The following is a 25,246-nucleotide window of genomic DNA, read 5'->3' as shown; positions in this document are numbered from 1 at the left end:
CATCCTCGCGATGCTCGACTCCTACCGCCGCGTGCTGTCCCGGCCCGGCGCCTTCCGCTTCAGCTCGGCCGGGCTGGTGGCCCGGCTGCCCATGTCGATGGTGACCCTGGGCGTGGTGCTGCTGGTGGAGGGTGAGACGGGTTCCTACGGGCTCGCCGGTGTCGTCTCCGGGGTCGTCGTGCTCGGGCAGGCGTCGTGTGCCGTGCTGCACGGCCGTCTGGTGGACCGCTTCGGCCAGGGGCGGGTCCTGCCGCTGGCCATCACCGGCTTTGCGGTGTCGATGGCGCTGCTCGTCATGGCGGTCACCCGCGACTGGCCGATGCTGCTCACCTACGTCCTGGCGGCGCTCACCGGTGCCTTCCAGCCCCAGGTCGGGGCGTGCGTGCGCACCCGGTGGTCGCACCTGCTCGACCGCCCGCGCGAGGTGCAGACGGCGTACGCACTGGAGTCGGTCCTCGACGAGGTCGTCTTCGTCGTCGGCCCGGTGCTGGCCACGATGCTCGCCACGCTGTGGCACCCGGTCGCCGGACTCGTCGTCGCGGTGGTCGCGGGCCTCGGCGGCACCTATGCGTTCGCCGCCCAGCGGGCCACCGAGCCCCCGTCGGGGCAGCACCGCCGGGGTGGCACCCGGCTGCCGATGCCGTGGCGCACCGTGCTCCCCCTGGCCCTGGTGTGCCTGTCGCTGGGCGCACTGTTCGGCTCGGCCGAGGTCACCACCGTGGCGTTCGCCGAGGAGACCGGGTCGCGGGCCGTGTCGGGCTGGCTGCTGGCGGTCTGGGCCGTCGGCAGCATGCTCGCCGGCATCGTGACCGGCGCGATCGCCTGGAAGCGCGGCCCCGCCGTGCGGGTGCGATGGGGCTCGTTCGCGATGATGCTGGCGATGGTCCCGCCCGTGTTCGTCGAGGGCTTCCCGCTGATGTTCCTGGCCCTGCTCGTGGGCGGCTGCTCGATCGCCCCGACCCTCATCGCCACCATGTCGCTCACCGAGCAGACCGTCCCGCCCGGGCGGCTGACCGAGGGCATGGCCGTCCTGCACACCGGGCTGATGGCCGGCGTCGCGCCCGGTGCCGCGATCGCCGGCTTCGTGGTGGACCACCACGGCGCCTCCGCGGCCTACCTCGTCGCCGTCGTCGCCGGGTTCGTCGCCGTCCTCGGCGCCCAGGCGACCCGCACCCGCTCCGCGGCTACCGTCTCGTCTTCCAGACGCGCACGTAGTCGATCATGAGCGTCGCGGGCACCTTGACCTCGGGGCCGCTGATCCCGTGGTTGAGGATGAGGTAGTGGGGAGACCCGGTGACGCCGCGAGTGTGGGTGCCCACCTTGCGACCGTCGTAGTAGAAGGTCAGGCGGCCGGGTTGCCAGTTCACTCCGAAGGTGTGCCAGCCTCCGCCCCCGGGCATGCTGGCCCTCCAGCGGTCCGGGTAACCCCCGCGAACGCCCCCCGCCCACCAGTAGTGCCAGGCGACGTCGTCATCGCTGAGGCACTCCATGACGTCGATCTCCCCGTCCTCGGGGTGGTTCTCGCCGTTCAGCCAGAAGGCCGGCCAGTTGGGACCACAGCTGCCGACGTCCGCCAGCGACGGGTCGGTGTTGGCCGCGAGGAACATGCGCGCCTCGGCGTAGCCGTACCGGAACCGGTAGTCGTGGCGGGACTGCACCAGTCCCGAGGCGTACTGGTACCGCCTGCCCCGGTTGTCCCTGATGTCGCGGCGCACGGCGCGCAGTCGCAGCGAGCCCTGAGCCACCCGCACCTGCCGGGGGTCGTACGCCGCCAGCTCGGCGCTGTTCACCGGTTTGGTGACCTCCCGGTCTGACCCAGCCAGCCAGTTGGGCCGCCACCTGTCGAGGTCGAGGCGAGTGCCTCCGAACTCGTCGCTGAAGACCAACCTCCAGCGCCCCGGAACCCCGGACGGTGTCACGGCCACGGAGCTGCGCCCCTCGGCGACGGCGTATCCGGCAGTCGGGTGCGACGCCGACGACGGGAGCGACGTGCCGCCGACCAGGAGGGCGACCACCACGAGGGCGAGGCGGGACAGCGGGCGATGAGCCACGACATCAACTCACTCAGGGGATCGAGGGAATCGAGGAACTGGGGACGACGTGCCCGACAGGCTACAGCGCGGACGGGTCCGCACCCGGCGCGAGCGCCCACCGGCGGGCCGCCCGGGAGGGCTTCGGTCAGGGCCGGGTCAGGGCGAGCACCTGGCTCAGGGCCAGGACGAGGACGACCAGCCCCTGGGCAGACGCCACCACCACCAGTGCCCGGTCCGCTCCTCGGGTCTCCCCCGGATGATGTGCCTGCAGCAGGGCGAGGAGCCCCAGGATGCCGATCAGGCACAACAGCGGGACAGTGGCACTCATCGGCCCTCGCTCGTGTCGGCGCCCATCGGTCCGGCTCGGCGATCGGCCCGGAGATCTGCCCCTGCGGCCACGGCCGTGAGTCCTGCCAGGACGACCAGGCCCGTCACAGGGCTCCAGGCCCCTGCGTAGAGCAGGGCTTGGGAGACCATGACCGCCAGCGCGCAGCTGACCGCGATCGACAGGGTCAGCGCGAACAGGAGCGAAGGAGGCCGGATCAGGCCGACGAGCGCCATTCCCGGGCAGACGAGCACGAACCAGAGGACCAGCGTCGGCTGGACCGGTGCACCGACGTCCCCCAGCACGCCGGCGACGGCCGCCAGGCCGGACGCGGTGGTCACCGCCGCGCGGATGGCGACCGGGGAGCCCGGGCGGCTCACGGGGCCTCGCCCCCGGCGGCGGTGGCCAGCTCGAACACGGTGGCGTCCCGGTTCTCGAACACGACGCGGAACCCGGGCGACGACCTCAGCGCGGCCTCGATCCCGAGCAGGCCGTCCCCGGGGATCTCTCCCAGAGCCGTGGTGGCGTCGACCTGGGACCTGGTGATGATGAGGTAGGAGGCGCGGTAGGTGTCGGTGTCGCTCATCCAGCGCGTCATCACCCGCTCGGGGTCGTCGAGGATCCGCTGGATGTCCTCGGGATCCTCACGATTGATCGGGACGTAGGTGAACCGCTCGTAGTTGCGGAACTGGGAAGGATAGTTGCGGGAGCCCTCGATCAGCAGGCTGTCGGGTGGAGCGTTGTCGTAGACGAACTCGGCCGCTGCGACCTCCTCGGGCGAGAAGTGGTACTGACGATCGTTGCCGAACTGCGCGAGCCCGGACCCGACCATGAGGGGCACGGTCACCACACCCACCAGCGCCGCTCGTCGGCGGACCGCGGGGGTCCCGGGTGGCCACAGCAGGCAGGCCGCGAAGAAGGCCAGCCCCGGCATGGCGAACAGGTAGGCACGGAACAGCACCTCGTTGCCGTACGTGCTGAACCCGACCATCAGGAACGGCACGACGGCCAGGACGAGGGCCGCACGGTCCCGTCGTCCGGACCGCAAGGAGGTGAGGAGCCCGAGCGCGGCCATCAGGCAGAAGACCAGGGTGAAGACGCGCGTCGACAGGGATACGAGGACCTGCCCGGCACTGGCCGTCCCGTAGCCGATCAGGGTGCTCTCGAGGTTGGAGCCCACCGTCCCGACCTCGCTGAGGGCCTCGCGAAGCTCGGTGCGCGTGAACGGCTCGGCGACGTACAGCACCCAGGCGCCCAGCACCACGACCATGAAGAAGGGCAGGCTGCGCAGGCTGGTCTGCCGCAGGACGACCAGCGCGACCAGCACGAGGAGCGTGATCACCGGAGTGAGCTGATGGGTGCTCACGATGCTGACGAGGAGCAGCAGGACCACGGCACACAGACCCACGCGCCTGGCCGCACCCAGGTCCGGGGCGGACGGGGCGGGCCTGCCCGGGAACCAGCGAAGGAGGACTGTCAGCACGATCAGGTACCAGACGTAGTTGATCCCCTGCGGGGAGAAGTAGCCCTGCCCGACCCAGTTGCCCAGCACGAACAACCATCCACCGACCGCGATCGTCCGGGCGTCAGTGGTGAAGGCCCGGATGAGGGCGAGCACGGCCGCGAGCGCCAGCAGATTCAGGAGCGGCTCCGCCCAGGCGGCGTAGCTCAAGGAGGTGTCGAACCCGGCCAGGTCGCTCAGCATCGCGTTGGCGGCGAAGAACCCCGGCCAGCTGTGGTAGACGGAGAGCACATCGACCTGCGGGTCCACCGCTCCCGTGCGGTCGATGAAGTCGACGATCCCGGCGTGCTTCCAGGCCCAGGAGTAGCGAGGCACCCCGTAGAGGATGGGTGGCGTGCTGAAGACGAGCGCGCACAGGGCGAGGGGGTAGCCCGTCAGCAACCAACCGGGAGACGTCCGACGTCCGAGGGCCCGGGCGAAGCTGAACGCCATCAGGGCCAGGGCGGCCCACGCGGTCCACGGCAGCACAGAGACCAGACCCAGGTCGGTCATCGCGCGCACGTCGACCCGGGACAGCGTCAGGACCCACAGGCTCGACGCGACGCCGAGCTCCACGAGCGAGCTCACCCACTCTGTCCGGACGCGGCGTGCGGGCTCCTCCCGCGTCTGCGATCTGACCTCGCTCTTCACGGTCGCGCTCATGTCGTGCTCCGGACCTGACGCAGCACCGGATGGACGTTGCGGGCCGCCCAGAAGCCGTCGGGGGGGAAGCGGTCGCTCTTGGAGACGATGCCCACGACGTGGTCCAGCCAGGCGAGAAGGACGAGGGCGGGATCGCCCAGGACTCCCGCGCCGAGCTCGGGGCGTCGTAGGAGCTCGCACACCAGGCTGCCGAGCTCCCGGTCCTCGCGCAGCATCCGGACGGTGAGCAGGAAGTGCGTGCGGTCCAGCTCGGACATCCCATCGGCGCGAGCCCGCTCCCAGTCGATGATCCCCGCGGTCCGACGACCCTCGGCACTGAAGACCACGTTGCCGGGGGCCAGGTCACCGTGGGTCCAGCTGAGGGTCACCGCTCGGCCCTGCCATCCGTGCCACAGGAGCGTCCGGAGGTCCCCGGTCGCCCCGGGCGGTGCCGTGGGGTCGAGCCAGGCCTCGAGGAGGGCGACGGGCTCGTCCACCCACGATCCCAGCAGCGGCGCGTCCATCACGGCTGTGCGGCCAGTGCGCCGGTGCAGTGAGCTGATGTCGCCGAGCACCGTCGAGACCGGGACGTCGTCCCGTGCCTGGGCGATCACGTCCCGACCGTCCCTCCCGACGACAGTGCGCTCGAGCACCACCAACCGTCCGGATTCCCGGCCGACCGCCAGCGTCCGTGGCAGCAGGTCCGCCCATCGGTCCACACGGGGATCCGACGACAGGGCGTCCACCGCCCGGCACGAGGCGAGCAGCGCATCGGACCCCCGGTCGGTGAGCGCGAGCTTGAGGATCGCGTCCGGGGCCGTGGCCCCCACCTCGGCGACCGCCACGTCCCCGACCGTGGTGAAGGTGCGCCGGACCGTCCAGTCAGGAGGTAGGTCGAGGGAGCGCGCCACCTCGGGGTAACGCCCCCGCAGCAGCTGCTGGTGCTGCCCTCGGCGGACCGCGGCCCGCGCCGTGCTGCCCACCCTCACCAGCCGGGACATCGTCCGGCCCTCGAGCCCGGGGAGCCACAACGGACCCAGGGTCGCGACGAGCAAGATCGCCGCGGCCGCCGTCTGGGTGGCCAGCCAGGCGATTCCGAGACCGACCAGTCCGTGGGCCTGGAGGAGCACCCAGACGAGCGCGAGGGAGGTCAGGTTGATCGTCGTCGTCACCAGCACCAGCCGGAGCATCCGCTTGCGGACCCGCTCCACGGCGCTGTAGACGACGACGACGGCCGAGGGGAGGGCCGACAGGGCGAGGAGCCGCAGGACGCTCGTCCCCTCGGTGGCGTACTCGGGTCCGAAGAGCCGCATGAGTACGGGAGCCAGCACGACGGTCGCGGCCACGAGAGGGGCCACGATCCAGGTGGTGTGCACGAACGTGCGCCAGCTGTACTCACCGAGCCGCCCCGTGTCGCGGGCTCCCTCCACCAGCAGCGAGGTGGCCATGCTCCGGCTGACCAGGTAGAGCGAGTAGGAGATGCTCCACGCGAGGGTGAAGTACGCCGCGGTCGCCGCTCCGGAGGTCTCCAGCACGACGAGGGGCAACGCGCTGGTCAGGCCTGTCCCCACGAGCGCCACGACATAGTCGAAGGAGGCGAAGGAGGCGATCTGCCGAGGCGCGAGGGGCTGCGCCAGATGTGCTGTGCGAGAGACGTGGGCAGGAATGAGGCGCAGGACCATCACGAGGCCGACCGCCACGAGTATCGCCGCGACCGGAACGGTCCAGGCGAGGAAGACCCCGTGGGACGAGAGGGCGATCACCGGGGCCATGAGGGCGCACAGCTTGAGGACACCGTGAGCGGTGTTCTTGGCGAGCACCCAGTCCGACTGGCGGAGTCCCGACAGGGCGCCGTCCTGGAGCACGAACAGGCACCACAGGACCAGTGCGACCACGAACCAGACGTCGAAGAGCAGGTCCTGGGTGTTCAGGGGCAGGGAGGGCGCCCACCACCGCGCACCCGCGAGGAAGACCACACCGACCACGACTGCCGTGACCGCGCTGGCCAGGCAGCAGCCCGCGAACACCCGGCCGGTGTGCCTCCCCGCGGTGGGCAGGAACCGGGCCAGGACGTTGGACAGGTTGAGCTGCGCGATCGTCGACAACAGGGCCAGCGACGCCACCAGGGCCGAGCTGACGCCCACCTCCTCGACCGAGAACTGCCGGGCAGCCAGCACCCAGAAGCCCATCCCGAGGACGGCGGACGTCCCCGAGTTGAGCACCAGGGCGTAGCCGTTGCGCAACAGTGGTTGGCGGACATGCTCGGTCAGGCGGGGGCCGACCCGGCCCGCTCGGGCTTCGGTGGGCATCCGCATCAGGAGTCCTCCTGCCAGATGCGGACGTAGTCGACCTCGAGGCTGGCCGGGAAGTCGGTGGTGGGGGCGGGTGCGCCGGGCCACTCCCCTCCCACCGCCAGGTTGATCAGGAGGTACATCGGTTCGTCGGGCACGAACTCCGCCTCGGTGAACCGCCACTGCTCCTCCCCATCGACCAGCCACACGAGCTCCTCAGGGGTCCAGCGCAGGGTGTAGACGTGCCACCCGGCCGAGGAGTCCTCCCCCGTCCAGGTGTGACCGAGGGTGACCCGCTCGCCGTCGTCCAGGTAGCGGAAGTGTGCGCGCAGCGTGGACGGGGTGTCGCCCAGGACCTCCATCACGTCGATCTCCGGCCGGGACTCGTGCGTGAGCGGCAGGAGCCACAGCGCGGGCCACAGTCCCTTGCCGGCAGGCATCCGCATCCGGACCTCGACCCGGCCGTACTGGAACCCGAACCGCGGCGCCTGCGCCTGGTCGTCCGCGCTCCGGCCGGTGGTCACCATGCCCGAGGTGTAGGGGTAGCCCTCCCCGTCCGAACCCTGCACCCAGTCCCGCCGCGCCTCCAGTCGCAGGACACCACCCTCGACACCCACGTTGTCGGGGAGGTACCACTGGAGCTCGTCGTTGCCCTCGTTGGTGCAGCCGCCGTCGTCCCACCAGTAGCAGGTGGTCCACCGGCTCCGGTCCAGCGTGCCCGCATCGAACTCGTCGACGAACGCGAGGACCTGCTCGGGCGCTTCGCGACCCGGGTCGGCCCGGGTCGCGGTGATGACTCCTGCGGTCACCACGCCCGTCGTCACCGCCACGGCGGCGGCAACGAGCGACCAGCGCCGCCGGTCAGGCATCGTGGAACCGGAGGACGCGCTTGACGCTGGATCGCGCCAGCTGGTCGAGCCGGGTGAGAGGCAGCCGCTCGATGACGTACTCGTGGTAGGGGTGCGCCACCGCGCCGAACCGGCTCTTGAACTGCGAGAGTCCGGCCGACTCCCCGGACTCGCCCATGTGGTAGGTCCCGCTCCCTGCTTCGCAGGCAGCCTCGATCGCGACCTTGTGCAGCAGCTTGTTGGCGTGGGTCCGCGAGGCCAGCTCCTCGTCCATCGCTCCCCTGGTGTAGTGGGCGTTGCGACCCTGGAGCACCAGGATCGCGGCGACCGCGACACCGTCGAGGCGAGCAACCGACACCCGGCAGGACCCGCCCAGGTGCTCGGCGATCGCCCGCAGCTTGGCCGGGGGGTCCCGACGCGCGAACCGGAGCTGTGCCAGGCGGGCCGGCTCGTGCTGACGGCTCGCCCAGCGGTCGACCGAGGTCCGCAGCAGCGCGTGGAGCTCCGGCAGAAGACGACCGGTGGTGTCGGTCTCGACCACGACGCCCATCCGCTCGGCCCTGCGCACCTGGTTGCGGGTCGTTGCCTTGAAGCGTTGCTGCCAGACCGTGTCGAAGCCACCGCCGAGGTCGAGCACGTGCGCGCACGACGGCGTGGTGCTGACTCCCCGTCGCTCTGCCATCGCTGCCGCCCAGACGTCTGCGTGCAGGGGGTTGGGGCGCAGACGGACTCGCAGAGCGGTCTGGCCGACCAGGTCGTCGACCACGGCCGACACCGCCTCCACCGTCACTCCCCCCTCGACCAACAACCCGCCGAAGCCCCAGCTGGCAGGCATCGAGGCCAGCGTCGACGCCCGGTCCGTGCGGTGCGCGCGCCGCACCAGCGGCAGCAGTGCGCGACGACCGTCCGGGAGCTCGTAGCACCGGCTGGCGTCGACGTACCGTCCGTCCGCGCACAGGCTGTCGAGCCACTCGGGTGACTGGGTCGGCAGGGCGTCCGGGTCGACGGCGACGAGCTCGCGCCAGGTCCGCCGGGGTGCTGGCCGCACCCGGGTCGTCTGCGCGCCCGCCGCTCCACTGGACCGCATCATGCCGCCCGGCGTCCCCTGTGCGCCGGGACCAGCACCCGCCGTGTGCGCCGCGCAACACGCCACAGGGCGGTCCGCGTCCGCGGTCGGTAGGGCGCTTGGGGGATTCCCTGACCGGCGAGCAGCTCGGCCAGGTCCTCGGTCGTGGTGTCGGCGAGCACCATGACGCGGGCCAGGGCGAAGAGGTCGTCCTCGGGCGAGGACATGGCGTGTCGGACCGCCGTGGCCGACGAGTATCCGGCCTCGATCACCTGCTCCCGCACCCGCCGGCTGTGGCAGCCGTGGGGGTAGGCGAAGCTGGTCACCGGTCGCTGCAGCTCCTGCTCGAGGACCTCCTTGCTGCGGTGGATCTCAGCACGGGAGTCCGCCGCGCTCAGCTCGTCGAGCCTGGGGTGGGTGTGGCTGTGGGCACCGATCTCCACCCCGCGCGCGGCGATGTCGTGCAGCTGTTCGGGGTGGAGCATCGGACGGTCCTGCTCGCGCTCACGCGCCAGCCAGCGAGCGGTCCCGCCGAGGTAGCCGGTCGTGGCGTACATGGTGCTGGCGAGGTGGTGCTTCTCGAGCACGGGCAGGGCCGTGGAGTGGAAGTCGGCGAAACCGTCATCGAAGGTGATCACCACGGGGCGCTCAGGCAGCGGCGGGCCCCCAGGGCGCAGGGCCTGCTCGAGCTGTCCGACGGTGAGGCCGTGACGACCACGATCGGCCAGCAGCTCCATGTGGGCGGCGAACCGACGAGGATGCACGCACCAGGGCCGGAACCGTGCCGAGGACTCGTCCGCGACACTGTGGTAGAGCAGCACCGGGATGCGGGTCCTCACGACGCCCCCTGAGGCGCACGACGTGCCTCCCGGGCGCTGCGGGCGTAGACGAAAGGCCCGCGGACGAGACCGAGGAGCTGCCAGGGCAGCAGCCGGCGCACGCGATCTGCACCCAGTCCCGGATCCCCTGCCGAGGAGCTCGCGACCAGGTGGACCACCGCCCGGGGAGCCAGCCGGAGGAAGTCGATCGCACTCGAGGGTCGGCGGGACACCGCACGGGTGAGGTAGGCCCCCAGACCGATCCCGTAGTTGAGGGCCTGCGTCCGGGCGTCTCCCGCCTCGCGTCGATGGTGGTGGTGAACGATCGCTGCGGGCTCGTAGACCAGGGAGTACCCCGCCTCGATGACGTCGAGGAAGGCGGCGAGGTCGTCCCCACCCCGTCCCCTGCTGCCGGCGCCCAGTGCGGGGTCGAAGCCGCCCAGCTCGCGGAGCACGTCGGTCCGGAAGGCCATGTTGGCGCCGGATCCGAGCGCACCGGCGGTGTAGGGGAAGAGCGGGTCGTCGGGCCGCGACCCGTCCAGGTCGAAGGTGCGGGTCGCGAATCCCTTGCCGAAGCCGCCGTGCGCCTCGATCATCGCCTGGCCGGGGGTCTCGAGCTCGGCCGGCCAGATCAGTCCGGTGACGCAGCCGACCCGGTCCGAGGAGAACTGTGCCGCGAGGCTCCTGACCCAGCTCGGGTCGACGACGACGTCGTCGTCGGTGAAGGCCACGACCGGGGCAGCCACGTGCTGGAGTCCCCGGTTGTGCGCTCGGGCCAGGCCGGCCACGTCCTCGTGCACGTAGGTCACTGTCGGGTAGTCGTGCTGCACCATGTCCCGGGTGACCGAGGAGCTGGGCGCGTTGTCCACGACGATGACCTGGAGGCAGGGGTAGTGCGTCGCCAGCAACGAATCAAGGCAGCGCTGGAGCTCGCGGGGCCGGTCATGGGTCGCCACCACGACCGAGACTCCGGGCGCGATCGCTCGGGGCGACGCGACGGTCGGACTCGGACGGGGCGTCGAGCTCCCGAAGTCCTCCCGTATCCGGGCCTCGGCCACGGGACCCACGCGGCCTTCGTCGAGCGGGACGTCCGTGGTGCCCACCGGTCGTCCCTCGGAGCGGACCAGGACCCGTGCCCGCCGGTAGCCGGGTGCCGCCGCGGGAGGAGACGGGTCGGTGAGCTCGAGCTGCACCAGTCTGATCGGGACGAAGTCGCCGTCCTCGGACGCCGACGCCGGGCGCGCGAGCCCGCCGACCCGACCGAGGCCGTATCCGGTGGCCGTCAGCAGGAACCCGATGCTGATCGCCCCGGCGCGGGCGGCGCCGGAGAGATCTCCCCGCCAGCACGTGGAGACCAACCCGCGACCCACTCCCGCCGGCAGGGTCCTCGCCACGTAGGAGCGCTCGGTGCTGAGCGCGTCACGTGCTCCGACCAACCGGGCGACAGCGGCCTTGGACCTGCCCTCCGCGAAGGTCCGCCGCGCGAAGTAGGCGAACCGCTCGCGGGCCGGGGTGACCCGGTGGTGGACCACCGCGCGCGGCTCGAACAGGATGCTCGCGTCCGGCCGGTGCTGCCGTAGCCGGATGCACAGCTCGGTCTCCTCGCACCCCGTCGCGGATGCACCGACGCGCCCCACCACCAGCGAGAAGCCTTCGCCACCGGCGAAGACATCGGCACGGAAGGCCATCGTGGCGCCGAGGACGTTGCGGACCTCGCCACCGACTGTCGGCATTCCCCGGTAGGTGCACCCGACCACCCAGTCGAACTCTGCCGGCCACCACCGGGGGCGTGCGCTCTCCCACCGAGGGATCGCCGCCCCACCGACCGCGACCACGCGCGGGTCCGCGAACGGTGCCACGAGGTGCTCGAGCCAATCCGGCTCGGGAGTCGCGTCGTCGTCGAGGAAGGCGATCACCGCACCGGTCGCGGCCGCCACGCCGGTGTTGCGGGCGTCAGAGAGGCCGGGCGCCCCCTGGTTGGTGAGGATCTCGGCACCTGGCGCCCAGGCGCTCCGGGCCAGACGCAGCAGCACCTCGTTGTGGTCGATGACCAGGATCACCTGGTCCGCGGGTCGGCTCTGGCCCCGCAGGGCGTCGATCGCGGCCGTGAGGTCAGCCAGACGGTGCTCGGTGAAGGCGCAGATCACCACCGAGACCGAGAGCGGACCGTCGGTGTCCGGGGTCGTCACGGCTCGTCCGGTCCGTGTCCGTTGCTGGCTCTCGTGCCCGGGGGCGGCTGGGAGTCCCCCACCAGGGCGGGACCATGCTCGATCGCCGGCGTCGTCCGCGGCAACGGGACCCGCGGGGCCTCGGCCAGCAGGGGGGTCACAGGTGTGATCGCCTGGCTCGTCGCCGGATGGGGAAGGATCCCGTCCACCGACCCGGGTGGAGCCGCCGCCGACGGCGAGTAGCGGGTCGAGAATGCCGGGCTCTCGCCCCAGATCGTCCTCACCACCCGCCAGCCGTCGCGGAGGGCGTGGAGGTTGCTCTGGCCGTGGATGCGTCGCAGCTCGTAGCTGGGCACCTCCCACACCCGCAGCGCCCCCTTGGCGGCACGCACGTTGAGCACGGTCTCGACCTCGAACCCCTCGCCGAGCGGCGACTCGAGGGTCGGGTCGGCGGCGTACAACGGCCGTGACGTGCAGAGCGCGGGCAGGCAGTCCGCCCAGAACGCGTTGTAGCCGTAGCAGAGGTCGGTGTAGCCCGTGCCGTAGATCCCGTTGACCATGATGCACAGCGCCCGGTTGCCGAGCCTTCGCGTGCGCGTGATGTCGGCGCTGCCGCCCCCCTGGGCGAATCGCGAGCCCTTGGCCAGGTCCGCCCCGGCGACCAGTGCCGAGACGAAGCGAGGTATCTCGGCCGGGTCCGCGGATCCGTCCGCGTCCAGGGTGACCAGGATGTCGCCACGTGCCGCCGCGAAGCCGGCGGACAGCGCATTGCCCTTGCCCTGCCCGGTCTGCTCGACGAAACGCACGTCGCTGCGCAGCTCCCGGGCCACGTCCACGGTGCCGTCGGTGGAGCACCCGTCGACGATGAGCACCTCGAAGAGCCCCCTGGGGAGCCTCGGCATCACCATCGGTAGGTTCTTGGCCTCGTTGCGCGTCGGGATCACGACACTCACCCGCGGGTCCTTGAGGTTGCGCAGGGCTCGATCCCCGCGGGTCACGTAGCGACCCGGGTCGTGACCGTTGTTGCTGAACTCCCATGCGTGCTGCACGTACTCCACCCCCATGTACTCGACATGGACCCGTCCCGACCACTCAGACCCGTGTTGATCGATTCCACGGCAGACGGTGTCACCTGCCGTTCACCTGAACCTGAACACGCCTACCGGACGCGGCGCGCTGAGGATGCGTCTTTACCCGCAATTGGGTCTGACCCATGACGGCGTGGTGGGGCGACGACTGGTCCCGGTCCCACCGTCTAGCCTCTGCTTGCGAGCACTCGCGCGAGGAGGACCCCTGTGAACGCTGCGCCGACGAGCACCTGGCACAACTGGGCCCGGACGGAGTCGGCGAGCCCGGCCCGGGCGACGTCGCCGGCCGACACCGCGGCGGTGGTGCGGGAGGTGCTCGCCGCCCGCGAGCGTGGCGGCACGGTCAAGATGGTCGGCAGCGGGCACAGCTTCACCGGGATCGCGGTCGCGTCCGACGGGCAGCTGCGACCCGACGGCCTCAGCGGCATCCTCGCCGTCGACCGCGAGGCGATGACCGTGACGGCGGGCGCCGGGACCCCCCTCCACGAGCTCAACGCACGGCTGGCCGGGCTGGGCCTCTCGCTGCACAACATGGGCGACATCGACGCCCAGACCATCGCCGGTGCGACCTCGACGGGCACCCACGGGACCGGCGGCGTGCTGGCGTCCCTGGCCGCCCAGATCGCCGGGCTCGAGCTGGTCACCGGCACCGGCGAGGTGCTGCGGGCGAGCGCCGACGAGCACCCCGAGGTCTTCGCCGCGGCCCGGGTCGGCCTCGGCGCGCTGGGGGTCCTGACGTCGATCACCTTCCACGTCGAGCCGCTCTTCGCGCTCGAGGCCCACGAGCGGCCGATGACCTGGGACGACGCGTTGTCGTCGTACGACGAGCTGGTCGCGGAGCACCACCACGTCGACATGTACTGGTTCCCGCACACCGACCGGATGATGACCAAGACCAACGACCGGCTCGCCGACCTCGACAGCGCCGAGCCGCTCCACCGGTGGCGCGGCTGGCTCGACGACGAGCTGCTGTCCAACACGGTCTTCGGCGCCCTGACCACGGTCGCCACCCGCGCACCGCGCACCACCCCGCTCATCAACCGGGTCAGCGCCCGCGCTCTCTCCGAGCGCCGCTACTCCGACATCGCCCACCACGTCTTCACGACGCCGCGCAACGTCCGCTTCAAGGAGATGGAGTACGCCGTCCCGCGCGAGGTCGGCCTCGACGTGCTGCGCGAGGTGCGCCGGGAGCTCGACGCGTCGGACTGGCTGGTGAGCTTCCCGGTCGAGATCCGCACGGCGCCCGCGGACGACATCACCCTGTCCACCGCGTCGGGACGGGACTCGCTCTACCTCGCGTTCCACGTGCCCGTCGCCGCGGACCACCGTGCCTACTTCGCCGGCATCGAGGCCGTGCTCGCGGCCGCCGACGGCCGTCCCCACTGGGGCAAGATGCACACCCGCGACGCGGCGGACCTGGCCCGGGTCTACCCGCGGTGGGACGAGTTCCAGCAGCTGCGCGACCGGCTCGACCCGGACCGGGTCTTCACCAACTCCTACCTCGAGCGCGTGCTGGGCTGAGCGCGCGACCGCTCAGACGTTGGCGGGCCCGTGCGGGAGCGGCGCCCGCCAGTCCAGGACCATCGCCAGCAGCCGGAGCACGAGGCAGACCCCGGCCCCCGCGACGACGACCACGCCCAGGGGCAGGCTGGCGGCGTCCAGCCCCACCGCCACCGCCGCCCCCAGGAGCGCCGGGGTGGCGTACAGGTCGCTGTTGAAGACCACCGGCGGCCGACCCGCCAGCACGTCGCGGACCATCCCGCCGCCGATACCGGTCACCATCCCCATCAGGGCGGCCGGGATCGGGCCGAGGCCGTACTCGACGGCCTTGAGCGCCCCGGTGACGCAGAAGAGCGACAGCCCGAACGCGTCGAAGACGTCGATCACGCGCTCCATCCGACCCACCGTCGGGTGGAAGACGAAGGTGAGCAGCCCGGCGACCAGCGGGACGGTGAGGTAGCGCCAGTCCTCGAGCGCCGCCGGCGGCGTCGCGTCGATCAGCACGTCGCGCAGGAAGCCGCCACCGAGCCCGGTCGTACCGGCCAGCACCAGCACCCCGAAGAGGTCGAAGCCACGCCGCACGGCCACGAGGGCACCCGAGATGGCGAACACGAAGATGCCCACCAGGTCGACGACGACGAGGAGGTACGTCGGGTCGTAGGGAGGCACCGACGCAGGCTATCGAGTGGCCGCCGCGGATCTGGTCGGTGGGCGCGCCGTCCGCCTAGCGGTGCGGCGCGTCGACGCTGGCGTAGGCTCGGACGGACCGGAGAACCACCACCGCTTCAAGGAGTCCAGCACCGATGGCCCACCTCACGCTCGCGGGACTGAGCGAGGACGGCAAGCGGCTTCTCCTGGTGGGGGACAACGGCGACGAACACACCCTCGACGTCGACAACGCTCTCCGGGCCGCCCTCCGCGGCGAGCACGCACGCATCGGCCAGTTGGAGATCACCATGGACTCAGCCCTCCGTCCCCGCGACATCCAGGCCCGCATCCGGGCCGGTGAGTCGGCCGAGTCGGTGGCCCAGGCCGCGCAGACCACGGTCGAGCGGATCATGCCGTTCGCCGCACCCGTGCTGGCCGAGCGTGCGCACGTCGCCCAGCGCGCCCAGCTCTCGTCCGTACGCCGCCGCTCCGGCGAGACCGGTGCGCGCACCCTCGGCGAGGCCGCGGCCGCCCAGCTGCGCGGCGTCGGCTCCGACCCGTCCGCGGTCGAGTGGGACGCCTGGCGGCGCGAGGACGGCCGCTGGACCCTCGTCGGTGTCTTCACCGCCCCCAAGCGCGCCGGCACCGCGACGTTCGCCTTCGACGTGCGCGGCAACTTCGTCACCGTCGAGGACGACCACGCCCGCTGGCTGGTCGGCGAGCAGGTCTCGCAGCCCGAGCGCGCCGAGAAGGAACCGACGACGAGCCGCGACGACCTCCAGCACGCCCGCCAGCGTCGTCTGTCGTCGGTGCCCGCCGACGAGCTGCCGCTCGGCGACGACGCGATCGAGATGGTGCACGACGCCGACGCGCCCGCCCAGGGCGCCACAGACACGGATGACGAGACCGCCTCCGACACCGAGACCACCATGGACCTCACCGAGGTCGCGGGCCTCGGTGCCGAGCAGCCCGTCGAGGCCTACCTCGACGAGCCCGGCCAGGAGCAGTCCGGCACGAAGCAGTCCGGCAGCGACAAGGCAGGCAACGACACAGCCGGCGACGACGTCGAGTCGCCGACCACCACGGACGAGCCGGCGAAGCCCGCCGCCGAGGAGGACGAGCGTCCCGCGCGACGTCCCGCCCGCAAGGGTCGCGGTCGCGCCTCGGTGCCGAGCTGGGACGAGATCATGTTCGGCGGGGGCAAGTCCGACTGACCCGAGTAGTCTCCGCTGGCATGTCGTACTTCGTGACCGGCGCCACCGGGTTCATCGGCCGCCACCTCGTCGAGGAGCTGCTCGACCACCGCGAGGGCGACGTCTTCGTCCTGGTCCGCGAGGGCTCGCGCGCCCGTCTGGAGACGCTCGTGCGGCAGTGGGACGACCCGCGCGTCGTCCCCGTCATCGGCGACCTCGCCGAGCCTGCGCTGGGCGTCGACCCCGCCTGGGTCGAGGAGCACACCGGGCGGATCGACCACGTGTTCCACCTGGCCGCGATCTACGACATGACCGCCGACGACGCGACCAACGACGCGATGAACGTCGACGGCACCCGGCACGCACTCGCCCTGGCGGAGGCGCTCGACGCGGGCTGCTTCCACCAGGTCTCCAGCGTCGCGGCTGCCGGCGACTTCCGCGGCGTCTTCGACGAGACGATGTTCCACGAGGGCCAGCACCTGCCCTCGCCCTACCACCGCACCAAGCACGAGTCCGAGCGGATCGTCCGCGAGGAGTCGACCGTGCCGTGGCGGGTCTACCGTCCCTCGATCGTCGTCGGTCACTCCGAGACCGGGGCGATGGACAAGATCGACGGCCCCTACTACTTCTTCCCGCTCCTCAAGCTGCTGCGCGACACCCTCCCCGCCTGGTTGCCGCTGGTCGGGGCGGACCTCGGCGACACCAACGTGGTGCCCGTCGACTACGTCGCGTCGGCGATGGACCACCTGGCGCACCTGCCCGGTCGCGACGGAGAGGCCTTCCACCTGGTCAACCCCGAGCCCCAGCCCGTGGTGGAGGTCATCAACCTCATCTGCGCCGCCGCCGGTGCACCACGCTTCGCCACCCCGATCGACCGCCACGTCACGTCGGCCGGACCACTCGGGCTGGTCCCGCGCGCCCTGCGCCCCTCGACCATCGTCGGGGCCGTCGTCCGCTCCGCGCCGGGCCGGATGGTGCTCGACCAGACCCTGGGTCGCGCGGGGATCCCGGCCGAGGTGCTGGGCCACACCAGCTTCACCGCGACGTTCGACTCGCGGCGTACGGAGAAGGCGCTCTCGGGCTCCGGCATCTCCGTGCCCGACCTCGAGTCCTACGCCGGCACGCTGTGGGGCTACTGGGAGGACCACCTCGACCAGACGACCGGACGCGACCGCGCCACCCGCGCGGCCCTCCAGGGCAAGCACGTGGTCATCACCGGCGCCTCGTCCGGCATCGGCCAGGTCACCGCGCTCAAGGTGGCCCAGGCCGGTGGCGTCCCGGTCCTCGTCGCGCGCGGCAAGGACAAGCTCGAGGAGACCCGGGCGATGATCGAGATGCGCGGCGGCACGGCGCACGTCTACGCCTGCGACCTCTCCGACCTCGAGTCGATCGACCGGCTCTGCGAGCAGGTGTCAGCAGACCTCCCCTCGGTCGACTTCGTCATCAACAACGCCGGCCGTTCGATCCGGCGGTCGCTGCGGCTGTCCCAGGACCGCTTCCACGACTTCGAGCGCACCATGCAGCTCAACTACTTCGGCGCGGTCCGGCTGGTGATCGGGCTGATGCCGGTCATGCAGCGCCAGCAGTCGGGTCACGTCGTCAACGTCAGCTCCATCGGCGTGCAGACCAACCCACCGCGCTTCTCGGCGTACGTCGCGTCCAAGTCCGCGCTGGACTCGTGGTCCAACGTGGTCGCGAGCGAGGTCGTCGGCAACGGGATCACCTTCACCAACATCCACATGCCACTGGTCCGGACGCCGATGACCGCGCCGACCAAGCTCTACGACAAGTTCCCGATGATCAGCCCGGCCCAGGCCGCCGACATCCTCGTCCGGGCGATGGTGGAGCGCCCGCACGAGATCAACACCGCCCTCGGCAACGTCGGTGCCGTGGCACACACGGTGGCCCCGAAGGCGACCTTCCGGCTGCTCAACATGGCTTACAACGTCTTCCCCGACTCGGCGGCGGCCAAGGGCGAGAAGGCCGAGGCGGGCCACCGCGAGTCCGAGCAGATCATGCTGGCGCGGATGTTCAAGGGCGTGCACTGGTAGACATCTGCCGTGCAGATCACCTCCCTGGCCGTCCATCCCGTCAAGAGCACCGCGATCCGGCTCCTCACCACCGTGGCCGTGCTGCCGCGGGGGTTCGAGGACGACCGCTCCTGGGTGGTCGTGGACGCCGAGGGGGTAGTCGTCACCGCCCGTGAGCAGCACGGCCTGTTCGCGCTCGTCGCCGACACGCCCCGCACCGACCCGGCGCTGGACCGGGACCTCAGGCTGAGGACGGCGGACCTGCCCGATCTGCTGCTCGACCACCCCGAGGGGGACCCGGTGCGGGTGAAGCTGTTCTCCCGGGAGCTCGAGGGGGTCCCGGCAGGCGGAGAGGCCGACGCGTGGGTGCGCAAGGCCCTGGGTCGCGACGACGTCCGGCTCGTCTGGTGCGACGACCCGACGCGCCGCCGGCTCAACCCGGAGTTCTCCCGCCCCGGCGACCACACGGCCTACGCCGACGGCTATCCGGTGACGATCGCGAGCGAGGCGTCGCTGCGCCGGCTCAACGACTGGATCGTCGAGGGTGCGCTCTCCCGCGGCGAGGAGCCGCCGGAGCCGCTGCCGATGGAGCGGTTCCGCCCCAACCTGGTCGTCGACGGCGACGAGCCGTTCGCCGAGGACGCCTGGACCGGTGTGACCGTCGGGGACGTGCGTTTCCGGGTCGCCAAGCCGACCGACCGCTGCGTGATGACGACGATCGACCTCGGGTCGCTGACCACCGGCAAGGAGCCGATCCGCACCCTCGCCCGGCACCGGCTCGTCGACCACAAGACGCTCTTCGCCGTGAGCCTCGTCCCCGAGAACGCCGGGACCGTCCGGGTCGGCGACGAGGTCACGGCCCGGGTATGACGGACGGGGGCGGCCGATGGCCGCCCCCGTCGCTGTCAATGCATGGTCACTGCTCGACCGAAGTCATCGGATCTTGCCCACCTTGACCTTCACGGCCCTGGAGGTGCTGCCGACCTTGGCGGTCACCTTGACCGAGATCTTCTTCCCCTTGAGCGGCTTGGTGACCTTGAGCTTCGTCCTGGTCGCCTTCTTGATCTTCTTCGAACCGGCGAACCACTGGAACTTGTAGGACACCGTGGAGCGAGCGACGAGAGCCTTGTAGTTCTTGAGCACCAAGGTCGAACCGACCTTGAGGTCTCCCTTGACGTCGATGAACTTCGGGAACGAGATCGTCGGCTCATCGGCAGCAGGAGCCGGGGCGGGCGCTGGAGCCGGCGCGGGAGCCGGCCCGGGAACAGGCGCCGGCGGGGCCGGGGCTGCGGCGATCGGCCCGACGTACTCAGTGCCGTTGTAGTCGGTCTCGTAACCCTCGCGCGATGCGACGGTCTCGAAGGCGATGTACTGCCCCTCGTCGGCCGAGGTGAGCGTGTACGTGAGGCCGGTCGCGCCCGGGATCGCCTCCCAGCCGCGGTACCACTGGTAGCTCATCGAGGTAGCTGCCGGCTCGTAGGTGCCCGCAGTCGCAGTGAGGGTGCTGCCGACCTGCGTGCTGCCACTGATCGAGGGCTGGGTCACACGATCGAGGTACTTGGTGTCGTGCTCCCCGGAGATGAGCTGGGCGTCCTTCCCCTCGACCGCGGTGTCGGGTCCGAGGACCACGTCATCGCCCGCCTCGAGCGAGCCCTTGTTGTTCCACACCTCGTAGAGGTAGTCGTCCGGCGATTCGTAGTTGAAGGACACGCGGTAGGTTCCCGCAGCAAGCCCGTCCACGGTGTATCCGCCGTCACCGTCGGTGAAGGCTCGCCCCGCGTAGTCCCACTCGTCGCCGGCCTTGACGTAGGCGTAGACATCGGCGTCCCCGATAGCCTCCCCGTCGGCATCGGTCACGGTGCCACGGATCTGCGAGGCCTCGGCCAGCTTCGCGTCGATGTCGCCGGTGACTCCTCCAGGTGCCACGGTCACGTCGTCCGCCACCAGCACGCTGGCCTCGTCGTTGTAGTACTCCGTGGCGTAGACAGGGAGGTCCCCGCCGTCCGAGAACTCCACGCGGTACACACCTGCGGCGAGGCCCCCGAGGTCGTAGTCGCCGGCTTCGTCGGTGTCGGCGTACTGAACCGCCTGCCAGTAGGTACCGCCGTCGTAGGCAACCTCTTCGTAGGCCGCCACGCTCAAGCCGCCGAGGGGTACGTCACCCGGGCCCACGACGCTGCCCGCGATGTGGCTGGCCAGTGCCAGCTCCGCGTCGGCAGTAATGGTGCTCCCGTCGGCCACGGTGAGGGTGTCAGCGTCTTCCACCGTGGCGGCGTCGTCGAAGAACTCCTCCACGTAGTCGTAGCCGTCGTAGTAGCCGATCCGGTACTCACCGGGCGGCAGCTGCAGCGTGTAGGTCCCGTCAGGCTCCGTGTAGGAGTAGCCGTCCGGCGCATAGCGCCACGAATCCTCGTCCCACACGTAGGCGCTGATACCGACACCGGACACGGCGTCGCCGTCCGGCTCGGTCAGCGTGCCGGAGATGGTGCCACCGACCGCCGCATGAGCGAGCGGCGCGTAAGCCAGGACGCCGACGGTGAGCGCACCGACGAGCATCGCGCCGGCAGGCCGGCGCAGTCGAGAAGTCATGAAGAGAGCTCCCAGTGGTGGGTTGCCCGGGCCGCGAGTCGGCGGGCGATGCGGCGACGGTAGGAGCGCGGGGCGGCACGCCGTGGTGGCTTTCATCAACCTTGTCCAGACCGGTTCGGCAGGTCTGGACCACGCTTCACCCCTGGAGAGGTAGTTCAGGGGATCGGCGGACAACTCCGCGGTGGCGTGGTCGGGCCGGCCATCACTGCGAGGAGGTACGTCTGTTGACCCTCAGCCCCGCTCGACCGGCCGCTCCGGATCGGCGACCCAGCCGCTCCAGCTCGGGCCGTAGAGCGCCGCCCGGACGCCCGCGACCTCCATCGCCAAGATGTCGTGGGTCGCGGTCACCCCCGAGCCGCAGTACGCCGCGACCTCGACGTCCGGCGTCGCCCCGACAGCGGCGTAGAGCGCCCGGAGCTCGGCGGCGTCGCGGAAGTGCCCGTGGTTGTCGAGGTTGCGGCCCGTGTCCACGTTGACCGCGCCCGGGACGCGCCCGGCGACGGGGTCGACCGGCTCGGTCTCGCCGCGGAAGCGCTCGGGAGCCCGTGCGTCGACGACGACGGGCACCTCCAGGAGGCGCTCGGCGGCCACGACCGGCATCGAGCCGGGGCTGCCGTGGAAGTCACCGGGTGCCGGCTCGACACGACCGGTCTCGACCTCTCCCCCGGCCGCGACCCAGGCCGCCCAGCCGCCGTCGAGCACGCGGACGTCGCGGTGCCCGTGGTGCCGCAGCAGCCACCACGCCCGGGCGGCCGCGCGACCCTGCCAGTCGTCGTACACGACCACGGACGCCTCGAGCCCGACTCCCGCGCGCTGCATGGCCGCGATGAACCGCTCGCTGGACGGCAGGGGGTGCCGGCCACGGTCGTCGACCGGGTCGGAGGGTGGGTCGGAGAGCTCGGTGTCCATGTCGACGTACGCCGCCCCGGGGACGTGCCCGGCGGCGTGCTCCGGCGCACCGGGCGGCCCGAGGAGGCGGTAGCGGACGTCGAGGACGGTGACGCCGGCGAGCCCCTCACGCAGGTCGTCGGCCGAGATCAGCGGAGTGTCGGTCATGACACCCATCCTGCACCCGCCCGAGCCGGGTCGGCTGTGACAGGATCGCTCTTCGTGGCTGAACTGCACTTCTTCACCGGCACCATGGACTCCGGCAAGTCGACCCTGGCGCTCCAGACCAACCACAACCACGCCGCGCGTGGGCGGGTGGGCCGGATCTTCACGTCCCACGACCGCGCGGGCGAGGCGGTGCTGTCGAGCCGTCTCGGGCTGACGCACGACGCGCTCGAGGTGCCGATCGACTTCGACTTCTGGCAGTACGTCGTCAGCACCCTGACGGCGGGCGGGCGCATCGACTACCTCATCTGCGACGAGGCGCAGTTCTACACGACCGCGCAGATCGACCAGCTCGCCAAGGTCGTCGACGAGCTCCAGATCGACGTGTTCGCCTTCGGGATCCTGACCGACTTCAGGTCGATGCTCTTCCCGGGCTCCGCGCGGCTCGTCGAGCTCGCCGACCGGATGAACGTGCTCCAGGTCGAGGCCCTGTGCTGGTGCGGCAAGCGGGCCACCCACAACGCCCGCACGGAGAACGGCGTGATGGTGGTCGAGGGCGAGGTCGTGGTGGTCGGCGACGTCGACACCGTCGACGAGCCGCCCGCCGAGGTGGCCTACGAGGTCCTGTGCCGCCAGCACCACCGCCGTCGGCTCACCGCCGCCCGGGCCAAGGCGGTCAGCCTGGCGCCCGAGCCGCTGCCCTTCGGCTAGCCGCGGCGGCGCGCGCGGGCCGACGCCCAGCGCACCGGTCGGGTCAGCCGCCACGACCGCGATCCCTGCACCGCGGCGAGCCGCTGCTCGAGCGCCGCCACGTCACGCTCGGCCGCCTCCCGCGCGGCCCGCTCGCGGCGCAGCCCCGGTCCGCCCGGTGTCCGTGTCGACCCACCCGGCCGGGTCGCTGCGACTGCCGGCGCCCGGCGCTCGTAGACGTCGACGGTGGTGCCGAAGAACTCCACGTCCGGCTTGGACATCAGGTCCGGCACGACCTCCCGGAGATGCGCGGCGTACGACGCGGCGTCGTCGTGGGAACCGGCCAGGTAGAGCTTGTTGGGCGACAGCGCGAAGGGAATGAGCCCGGGACGGTCCAGCAGGTAGGCCGCCATCCCGGTGAAGACGCCCAGCCAGTGCCCGTTGAGCACGTCGTCGAGGACGACCACCCCGCCCTCGACCAGGCACGCCTCGGCCAGCTTGAGGTCGTGGCGGGTGATCTCCGCGGTGTGCCCGCCGTCGACGGAGAACATCCGCGTGCGACCGAAGACGTCGACCGCCTCGGCCGTGGACACCTCGAGGCTGGAGCGGGACACCACCGTGACGTCCGCGTCCGGTGCCCACCGGCGCAGGTGGTCCTCGAAGACCCGGCGGTCCCCGCGCCCGGAGCCGTCCTGGTTGAGGTCCTGACGCTCGAAGACGTCGAGCGCGACGCCGGACTCCCCCGGCACCAGGCCGTTGGCCAGCAGCAGGAAGGAACGCCCGTGGTGCACCCCGATCTCAGCGACACCGCCCCGGACGCCGTCGGCGACCTGCCGGGCCAACAGCAATGCCATGACCTCGGCCGACTCGGGCTCGAACCATCCCCGGACCGCAGGCAGGCCCTCCCTGCGGTAGTGCTCCAACCGCGCTCGCACGCGTGCGGCGTCGTCGTCCACGGCTCCCCCTGGTCGGTCTGCGGTGCCGGTGGCGAGCGTAGTCCTCTCCGTCATCTCCGCGCCGCTGCGCAGTCCGGGCGTGGCGTCAGCCGACGAGGATCGGGATGAGCATCTCCGTCGACGTGAGCGAGCCGTGGAGGCCGACGAGCGACATCTCGTAGGCGAAGTCGACGCTCGACACGATGCCCAGGTCACCCCGGCAGGCCACCAGGACGTCACCCATCCGGGGCAGCACCCCGGCGCTCGAGGCACCGAACCAGCCCCGCGCCACCGCGTCGTCGCGGGTCAGCACGGTCGCACGGTCGCCCAGCACCCCGCGCCAGGTGTCCACGACGTCGGCCACCGAGCCGCGCGAGCAGTAGAGGTGCCGGAAGCGGGCCTCGCCGCCGATCAGGGCGACGCCGTCGCGGAGCTCGGTGACCTCGTCGACGTCCACCCGCGCGTCCGTGGGGCTGTCGATCATCCCGTGGTCGGCGATGACGAGCAGGCGGGTGGAGGCGGGCAGCGCCTCCCGCATCTGCTCGGCCTCGGCGTCGACCATGGCGAGCTGCTGGAGCCACTGGGTGGAGGAGACCCCGAACTTGTGCCCGGTCCAGTCGAGGTCGGAGTCGTAGACGTAGGTGAGCGACGGCGACGTGGCGGCCGCTGCGACGACCCCGGCGATCCGCTCGCCGACCCGGTCGGCGCCGACGTACTCGGCACCGCGGTGGGCCGCGACGGTGAGGCCGGACCCCTCGAACTCGCGCTTGTTGACGACCGTCACCTGGACGCCGGCGGCGCCGAGGCGTGCGAACGCCGTCGGGTGCGGCTGCCACTCCATCGGGTCGACCCTCTTGTCCCACCACAGGTGGTTGAGGAGCCGGTCGGTGCCGGGCACCCGGGCGGTGAAGCCGACCAGCCCGTGGGTGCCGGGGGTGAGGCCGGTGCCGAGCGAGGTGAGGCTGGTGGCGGTCGTCGACGGCACACCGGCGGTGCCGGTGGCGCTGCCCTCGACGAGCGAGGAGAGGTAGGGCGCCGCGTGGGCGTAGCGCTGCAGCAGCTCGGCACCCAGCCCGTCGACGAGGAAGACGACCCACGACCCGGCGTCGGGCAGCAGCAGCCCCGTGGGCGGCGGCCCGACCGCGTCCGCGCCGATGCCCAGGGAGCGGGCGACGGCCGGGACGACGTCGCCGAGCGAGCGGTCGCCGTACGCCGGCTCGGTGAACGCCTCGGCGGCTGTCACGCGCCGTGGGTGCGCGACGAGAGCGCCTCGGCGAACTCCAACAGGCCGGTGACGGCCTTCTTGCCCTCGGCGACGGCCGAGACCCGCAGTGAGAAGTCGTCTCCTGCGATGACGCCGGTGTAGCCGTGGTCGGCGTCGCACTCGGGATCGGAGCAGGCGGCGGGCTCGAGGTCGACCCGGCCCACGCCTCCCCAGCCGATGGTGAGCACGGCCTCCGCGGGCGGGGTCGGGCCCGACGTCGGGTTGGCGATCATCCGGGTGACCACGACCGAGCGGACCGACGCGAGCGCGATGGCCTCGGTCGAGGTCGACGTGTAGGGGTCGGGCAGCAGGTCGTCGCCGGGGTGCTCGTCGGTGTGGGCGAGGATGAGCCGCGACGGGGTGAGGACGACGACCGTGAGGTGGCGGCGCACCTCGTCGCGGTCGAACGTCGGCTCGTGGTGCACGTAGAACGACAGCACGTCCTCGCCGGCCACCGCCGCGAAGACACCGTCGGTCACCACCTCGGGGTAGTAGCCGGTGTGGTCGATGGCGACGCGGAGCGCTCCCGCGTCTCGCCTGGTGGTGCGCATGCCGGGCATCCTG

General features: G+C 71.7%; 22 protein-coding genes. 6 read left to right on the top strand and 16 right to left on the bottom strand.

What is annotated here, in order from left to right:
* The first annotated feature begins 10 nt into the window (after positions 1–10).
* Positions 11–1,225 carry an MFS transporter gene (locus tag ASG88_RS03770; RefSeq protein WP_056886101.1) on the top strand — a complete coding sequence of 405 codons (1,215 nt, stop codon included), beginning with the start codon at positions 11–13 and terminating at the stop codon, positions 1,223–1,225.
* On the opposite strand, the gene ASG88_RS03765 is transcribed toward ASG88_RS03770, so the two are convergent.
* From ASG88_RS03765 to ASG88_RS03720, 10 genes are all read right to left on the bottom strand, one after another.
* Entirely contained in the window at positions 1,185–2,051 is an 867-nt protein-coding gene (locus tag ASG88_RS03765; RefSeq protein ID WP_082599871.1) for a family 16 glycosylhydrolase, read from the bottom strand. The two genes, ASG88_RS03770 and ASG88_RS03765, sit on opposite strands and share 41 nt — an antisense overlap.
* Positions 2,052–2,178: 127 nt before the next feature.
* On the bottom strand, positions 2,179–2,361 hold the full coding sequence (locus tag ASG88_RS03760; RefSeq protein WP_056886099.1) for a hypothetical protein: 183 nt from the start codon (positions 2,359–2,361) through the stop codon (positions 2,179–2,181).
* Positions 2,358–2,738: a hypothetical protein gene (locus ASG88_RS03755; protein ID WP_056886098.1), complete on the bottom strand. Its 381-nt coding sequence runs from the start codon at positions 2,736–2,738 to the stop codon at positions 2,358–2,360. Before ASG88_RS03755 ends, ASG88_RS03760 begins: the two co-directional genes overlap by 4 nt.
* Positions 2,735–4,522 carry a hypothetical protein gene (locus ASG88_RS03750; protein ID WP_056886097.1) on the bottom strand — a complete coding sequence of 596 codons (1,788 nt, stop codon included), beginning with the start codon at positions 4,520–4,522 and terminating at the stop codon, positions 2,735–2,737. The genes ASG88_RS03755 and ASG88_RS03750 overlap by 4 nt, the downstream gene beginning before the upstream one ends.
* Positions 4,519–6,810, bottom strand: a complete 2,292-nt coding sequence (locus ASG88_RS03745; protein ID WP_162259804.1) for a phosphotransferase — start codon at positions 6,808–6,810, stop codon at positions 4,519–4,521. The genes ASG88_RS03750 and ASG88_RS03745 overlap by 4 nt, the downstream gene beginning before the upstream one ends.
* Before the next feature lie 5 nt (positions 6,811–6,815).
* A complete protein-coding gene (locus ASG88_RS03740) occupies positions 6,816–7,661 on the bottom strand; it encodes a family 16 glycosylhydrolase (protein WP_056886095.1) in 846 nt (281 codons plus the stop codon).
* Positions 7,654–8,688 carry a GNAT family N-acetyltransferase gene (locus ASG88_RS03735; RefSeq protein WP_056886094.1) on the bottom strand — a complete coding sequence of 345 codons (1,035 nt, stop codon included), beginning with the start codon at positions 8,686–8,688 and terminating at the stop codon, positions 7,654–7,656. Before ASG88_RS03735 ends, ASG88_RS03740 begins: the two co-directional genes overlap by 8 nt.
* A 38-nt stretch (positions 8,689–8,726) precedes the next feature.
* The gene (locus tag ASG88_RS03730) at positions 8,727–9,545 is read right to left on the bottom strand and encodes a polysaccharide deacetylase family protein (RefSeq protein WP_157559541.1); all 819 of its coding nucleotides are present in this window, start codon (positions 9,543–9,545) and stop codon (positions 8,727–8,729) included.
* A complete protein-coding gene (locus tag ASG88_RS23280; RefSeq protein WP_082599867.1) occupies positions 9,542–11,713 on the bottom strand; it encodes a glycosyltransferase family 2 protein in 2,172 nt (723 codons plus the stop codon). The genes ASG88_RS03730 and ASG88_RS23280 overlap by 4 nt, the downstream gene beginning before the upstream one ends.
* A complete protein-coding gene (locus ASG88_RS03720; protein WP_200956338.1) occupies positions 11,710–12,741 on the bottom strand; it encodes a glycosyltransferase family 2 protein in 1,032 nt (343 codons plus the stop codon). The genes ASG88_RS23280 and ASG88_RS03720 overlap by 4 nt, the downstream gene beginning before the upstream one ends.
* 246 nt (positions 12,742–12,987) lie before the next feature.
* Here ASG88_RS03720 and ASG88_RS03715 point away from each other — a divergent pair, with 246 nt between their 5' ends.
* Complete coding sequence (locus ASG88_RS03715) at positions 12,988–14,301, top strand: D-arabinono-1,4-lactone oxidase (RefSeq protein ID WP_056886091.1); 1,314 nt, start codon at positions 12,988–12,990, stop codon at positions 14,299–14,301.
* Positions 14,302–14,313: 12 nt separating this feature from the next.
* Here ASG88_RS03715 and ASG88_RS03710 read toward each other — a convergent pair whose 3' ends face one another.
* The gene (locus ASG88_RS03710) at positions 14,314–14,949 is read right to left on the bottom strand and encodes a trimeric intracellular cation channel family protein (RefSeq protein ID WP_056886090.1); all 636 of its coding nucleotides are present in this window, start codon (positions 14,947–14,949) and stop codon (positions 14,314–14,316) included.
* Between the two features lie 134 nt (positions 14,950–15,083).
* Between ASG88_RS03710 and sepH the strand changes: the two genes are divergently transcribed.
* Genes sepH through ASG88_RS03695 form a run of 3 tightly spaced genes read left to right on the top strand, consistent with a single transcriptional unit; the run spans position 15,084 to position 19,021 of the window.
* Entirely contained in the window at positions 15,084–16,142 is a 1,059-nt protein-coding gene (gene sepH / locus ASG88_RS03705; protein WP_056886089.1) for a septation protein SepH, read from the top strand.
* A gap of 20 nt (positions 16,143–16,162) precedes the next feature.
* Complete coding sequence (locus ASG88_RS03700) at positions 16,163–18,172, top strand: SDR family oxidoreductase (RefSeq protein WP_056886088.1); 2,010 nt, start codon at positions 16,163–16,165, stop codon at positions 18,170–18,172.
* Between the two features lie 9 nt (positions 18,173–18,181).
* Entirely contained in the window at positions 18,182–19,021 is an 840-nt protein-coding gene (locus tag ASG88_RS03695) for an MOSC domain-containing protein (RefSeq protein ID WP_056886087.1), read from the top strand.
* Between the two features lie 63 nt (positions 19,022–19,084).
* Here the strand turns inward: ASG88_RS03695 and ASG88_RS03690 are convergent, their stop codons facing one another.
* Together ASG88_RS03690 and ASG88_RS03685 are read right to left on the bottom strand one after the other, a co-directional pair.
* Positions 19,085–20,914, bottom strand: a complete 1,830-nt coding sequence (locus ASG88_RS03690; RefSeq protein ID WP_157559540.1) for a carboxypeptidase regulatory-like domain-containing protein — start codon at positions 20,912–20,914, stop codon at positions 19,085–19,087.
* A 57-nt stretch (positions 20,915–20,971) separates the two neighbouring features.
* Positions 20,972–21,796 (bottom strand): sulfurtransferase, encoded by an 825-nt coding sequence (locus ASG88_RS03685; protein WP_056886085.1) that lies wholly within the window; start codon positions 21,794–21,796, stop codon positions 20,972–20,974.
* A gap of 54 nt (positions 21,797–21,850) precedes the next feature.
* Here ASG88_RS03685 and ASG88_RS03680 point away from each other — a divergent pair, with 54 nt between their 5' ends.
* The gene (locus ASG88_RS03680) at positions 21,851–22,504 is read left to right on the top strand and encodes a thymidine kinase (protein ID WP_056886084.1); all 654 of its coding nucleotides are present in this window, start codon (positions 21,851–21,853) and stop codon (positions 22,502–22,504) included.
* Here the strand turns inward: ASG88_RS03680 and ASG88_RS03675 are convergent.
* From ASG88_RS03675 to ASG88_RS03665, 3 genes are all read right to left on the bottom strand, one after another.
* Positions 22,501–23,439: a class I SAM-dependent methyltransferase gene (locus tag ASG88_RS03675; RefSeq protein ID WP_056886083.1), complete on the bottom strand. Its 939-nt coding sequence runs from the start codon at positions 23,437–23,439 to the stop codon at positions 22,501–22,503. The genes ASG88_RS03680 and ASG88_RS03675 overlap by 4 nt on opposite strands.
* An 85-nt stretch (positions 23,440–23,524) precedes the next feature.
* Entirely contained in the window at positions 23,525–24,661 is a 1,137-nt protein-coding gene (locus ASG88_RS03670; RefSeq protein ID WP_056886082.1) for an alkaline phosphatase family protein, read from the bottom strand.
* A complete protein-coding gene (locus ASG88_RS03665; RefSeq protein WP_056886081.1) occupies positions 24,658–25,233 on the bottom strand; it encodes a DUF5998 family protein in 576 nt (191 codons plus the stop codon). Before ASG88_RS03665 ends, ASG88_RS03670 begins: the two co-directional genes overlap by 4 nt.
* Between the last annotated feature and the right edge of the window lie 13 nt (positions 25,234–25,246).

Origin of the sequence: Nocardioides sp. Soil777 (genome assembly GCF_001428425.1) — a bacterium.
Classification (GTDB): Bacteria; Actinomycetota; Actinomycetes; order Propionibacteriales; family Nocardioidaceae; genus Nocardioides; species Nocardioides terrigena.
This window is presented reverse-complemented; position numbering and strand designations above follow the sequence as displayed.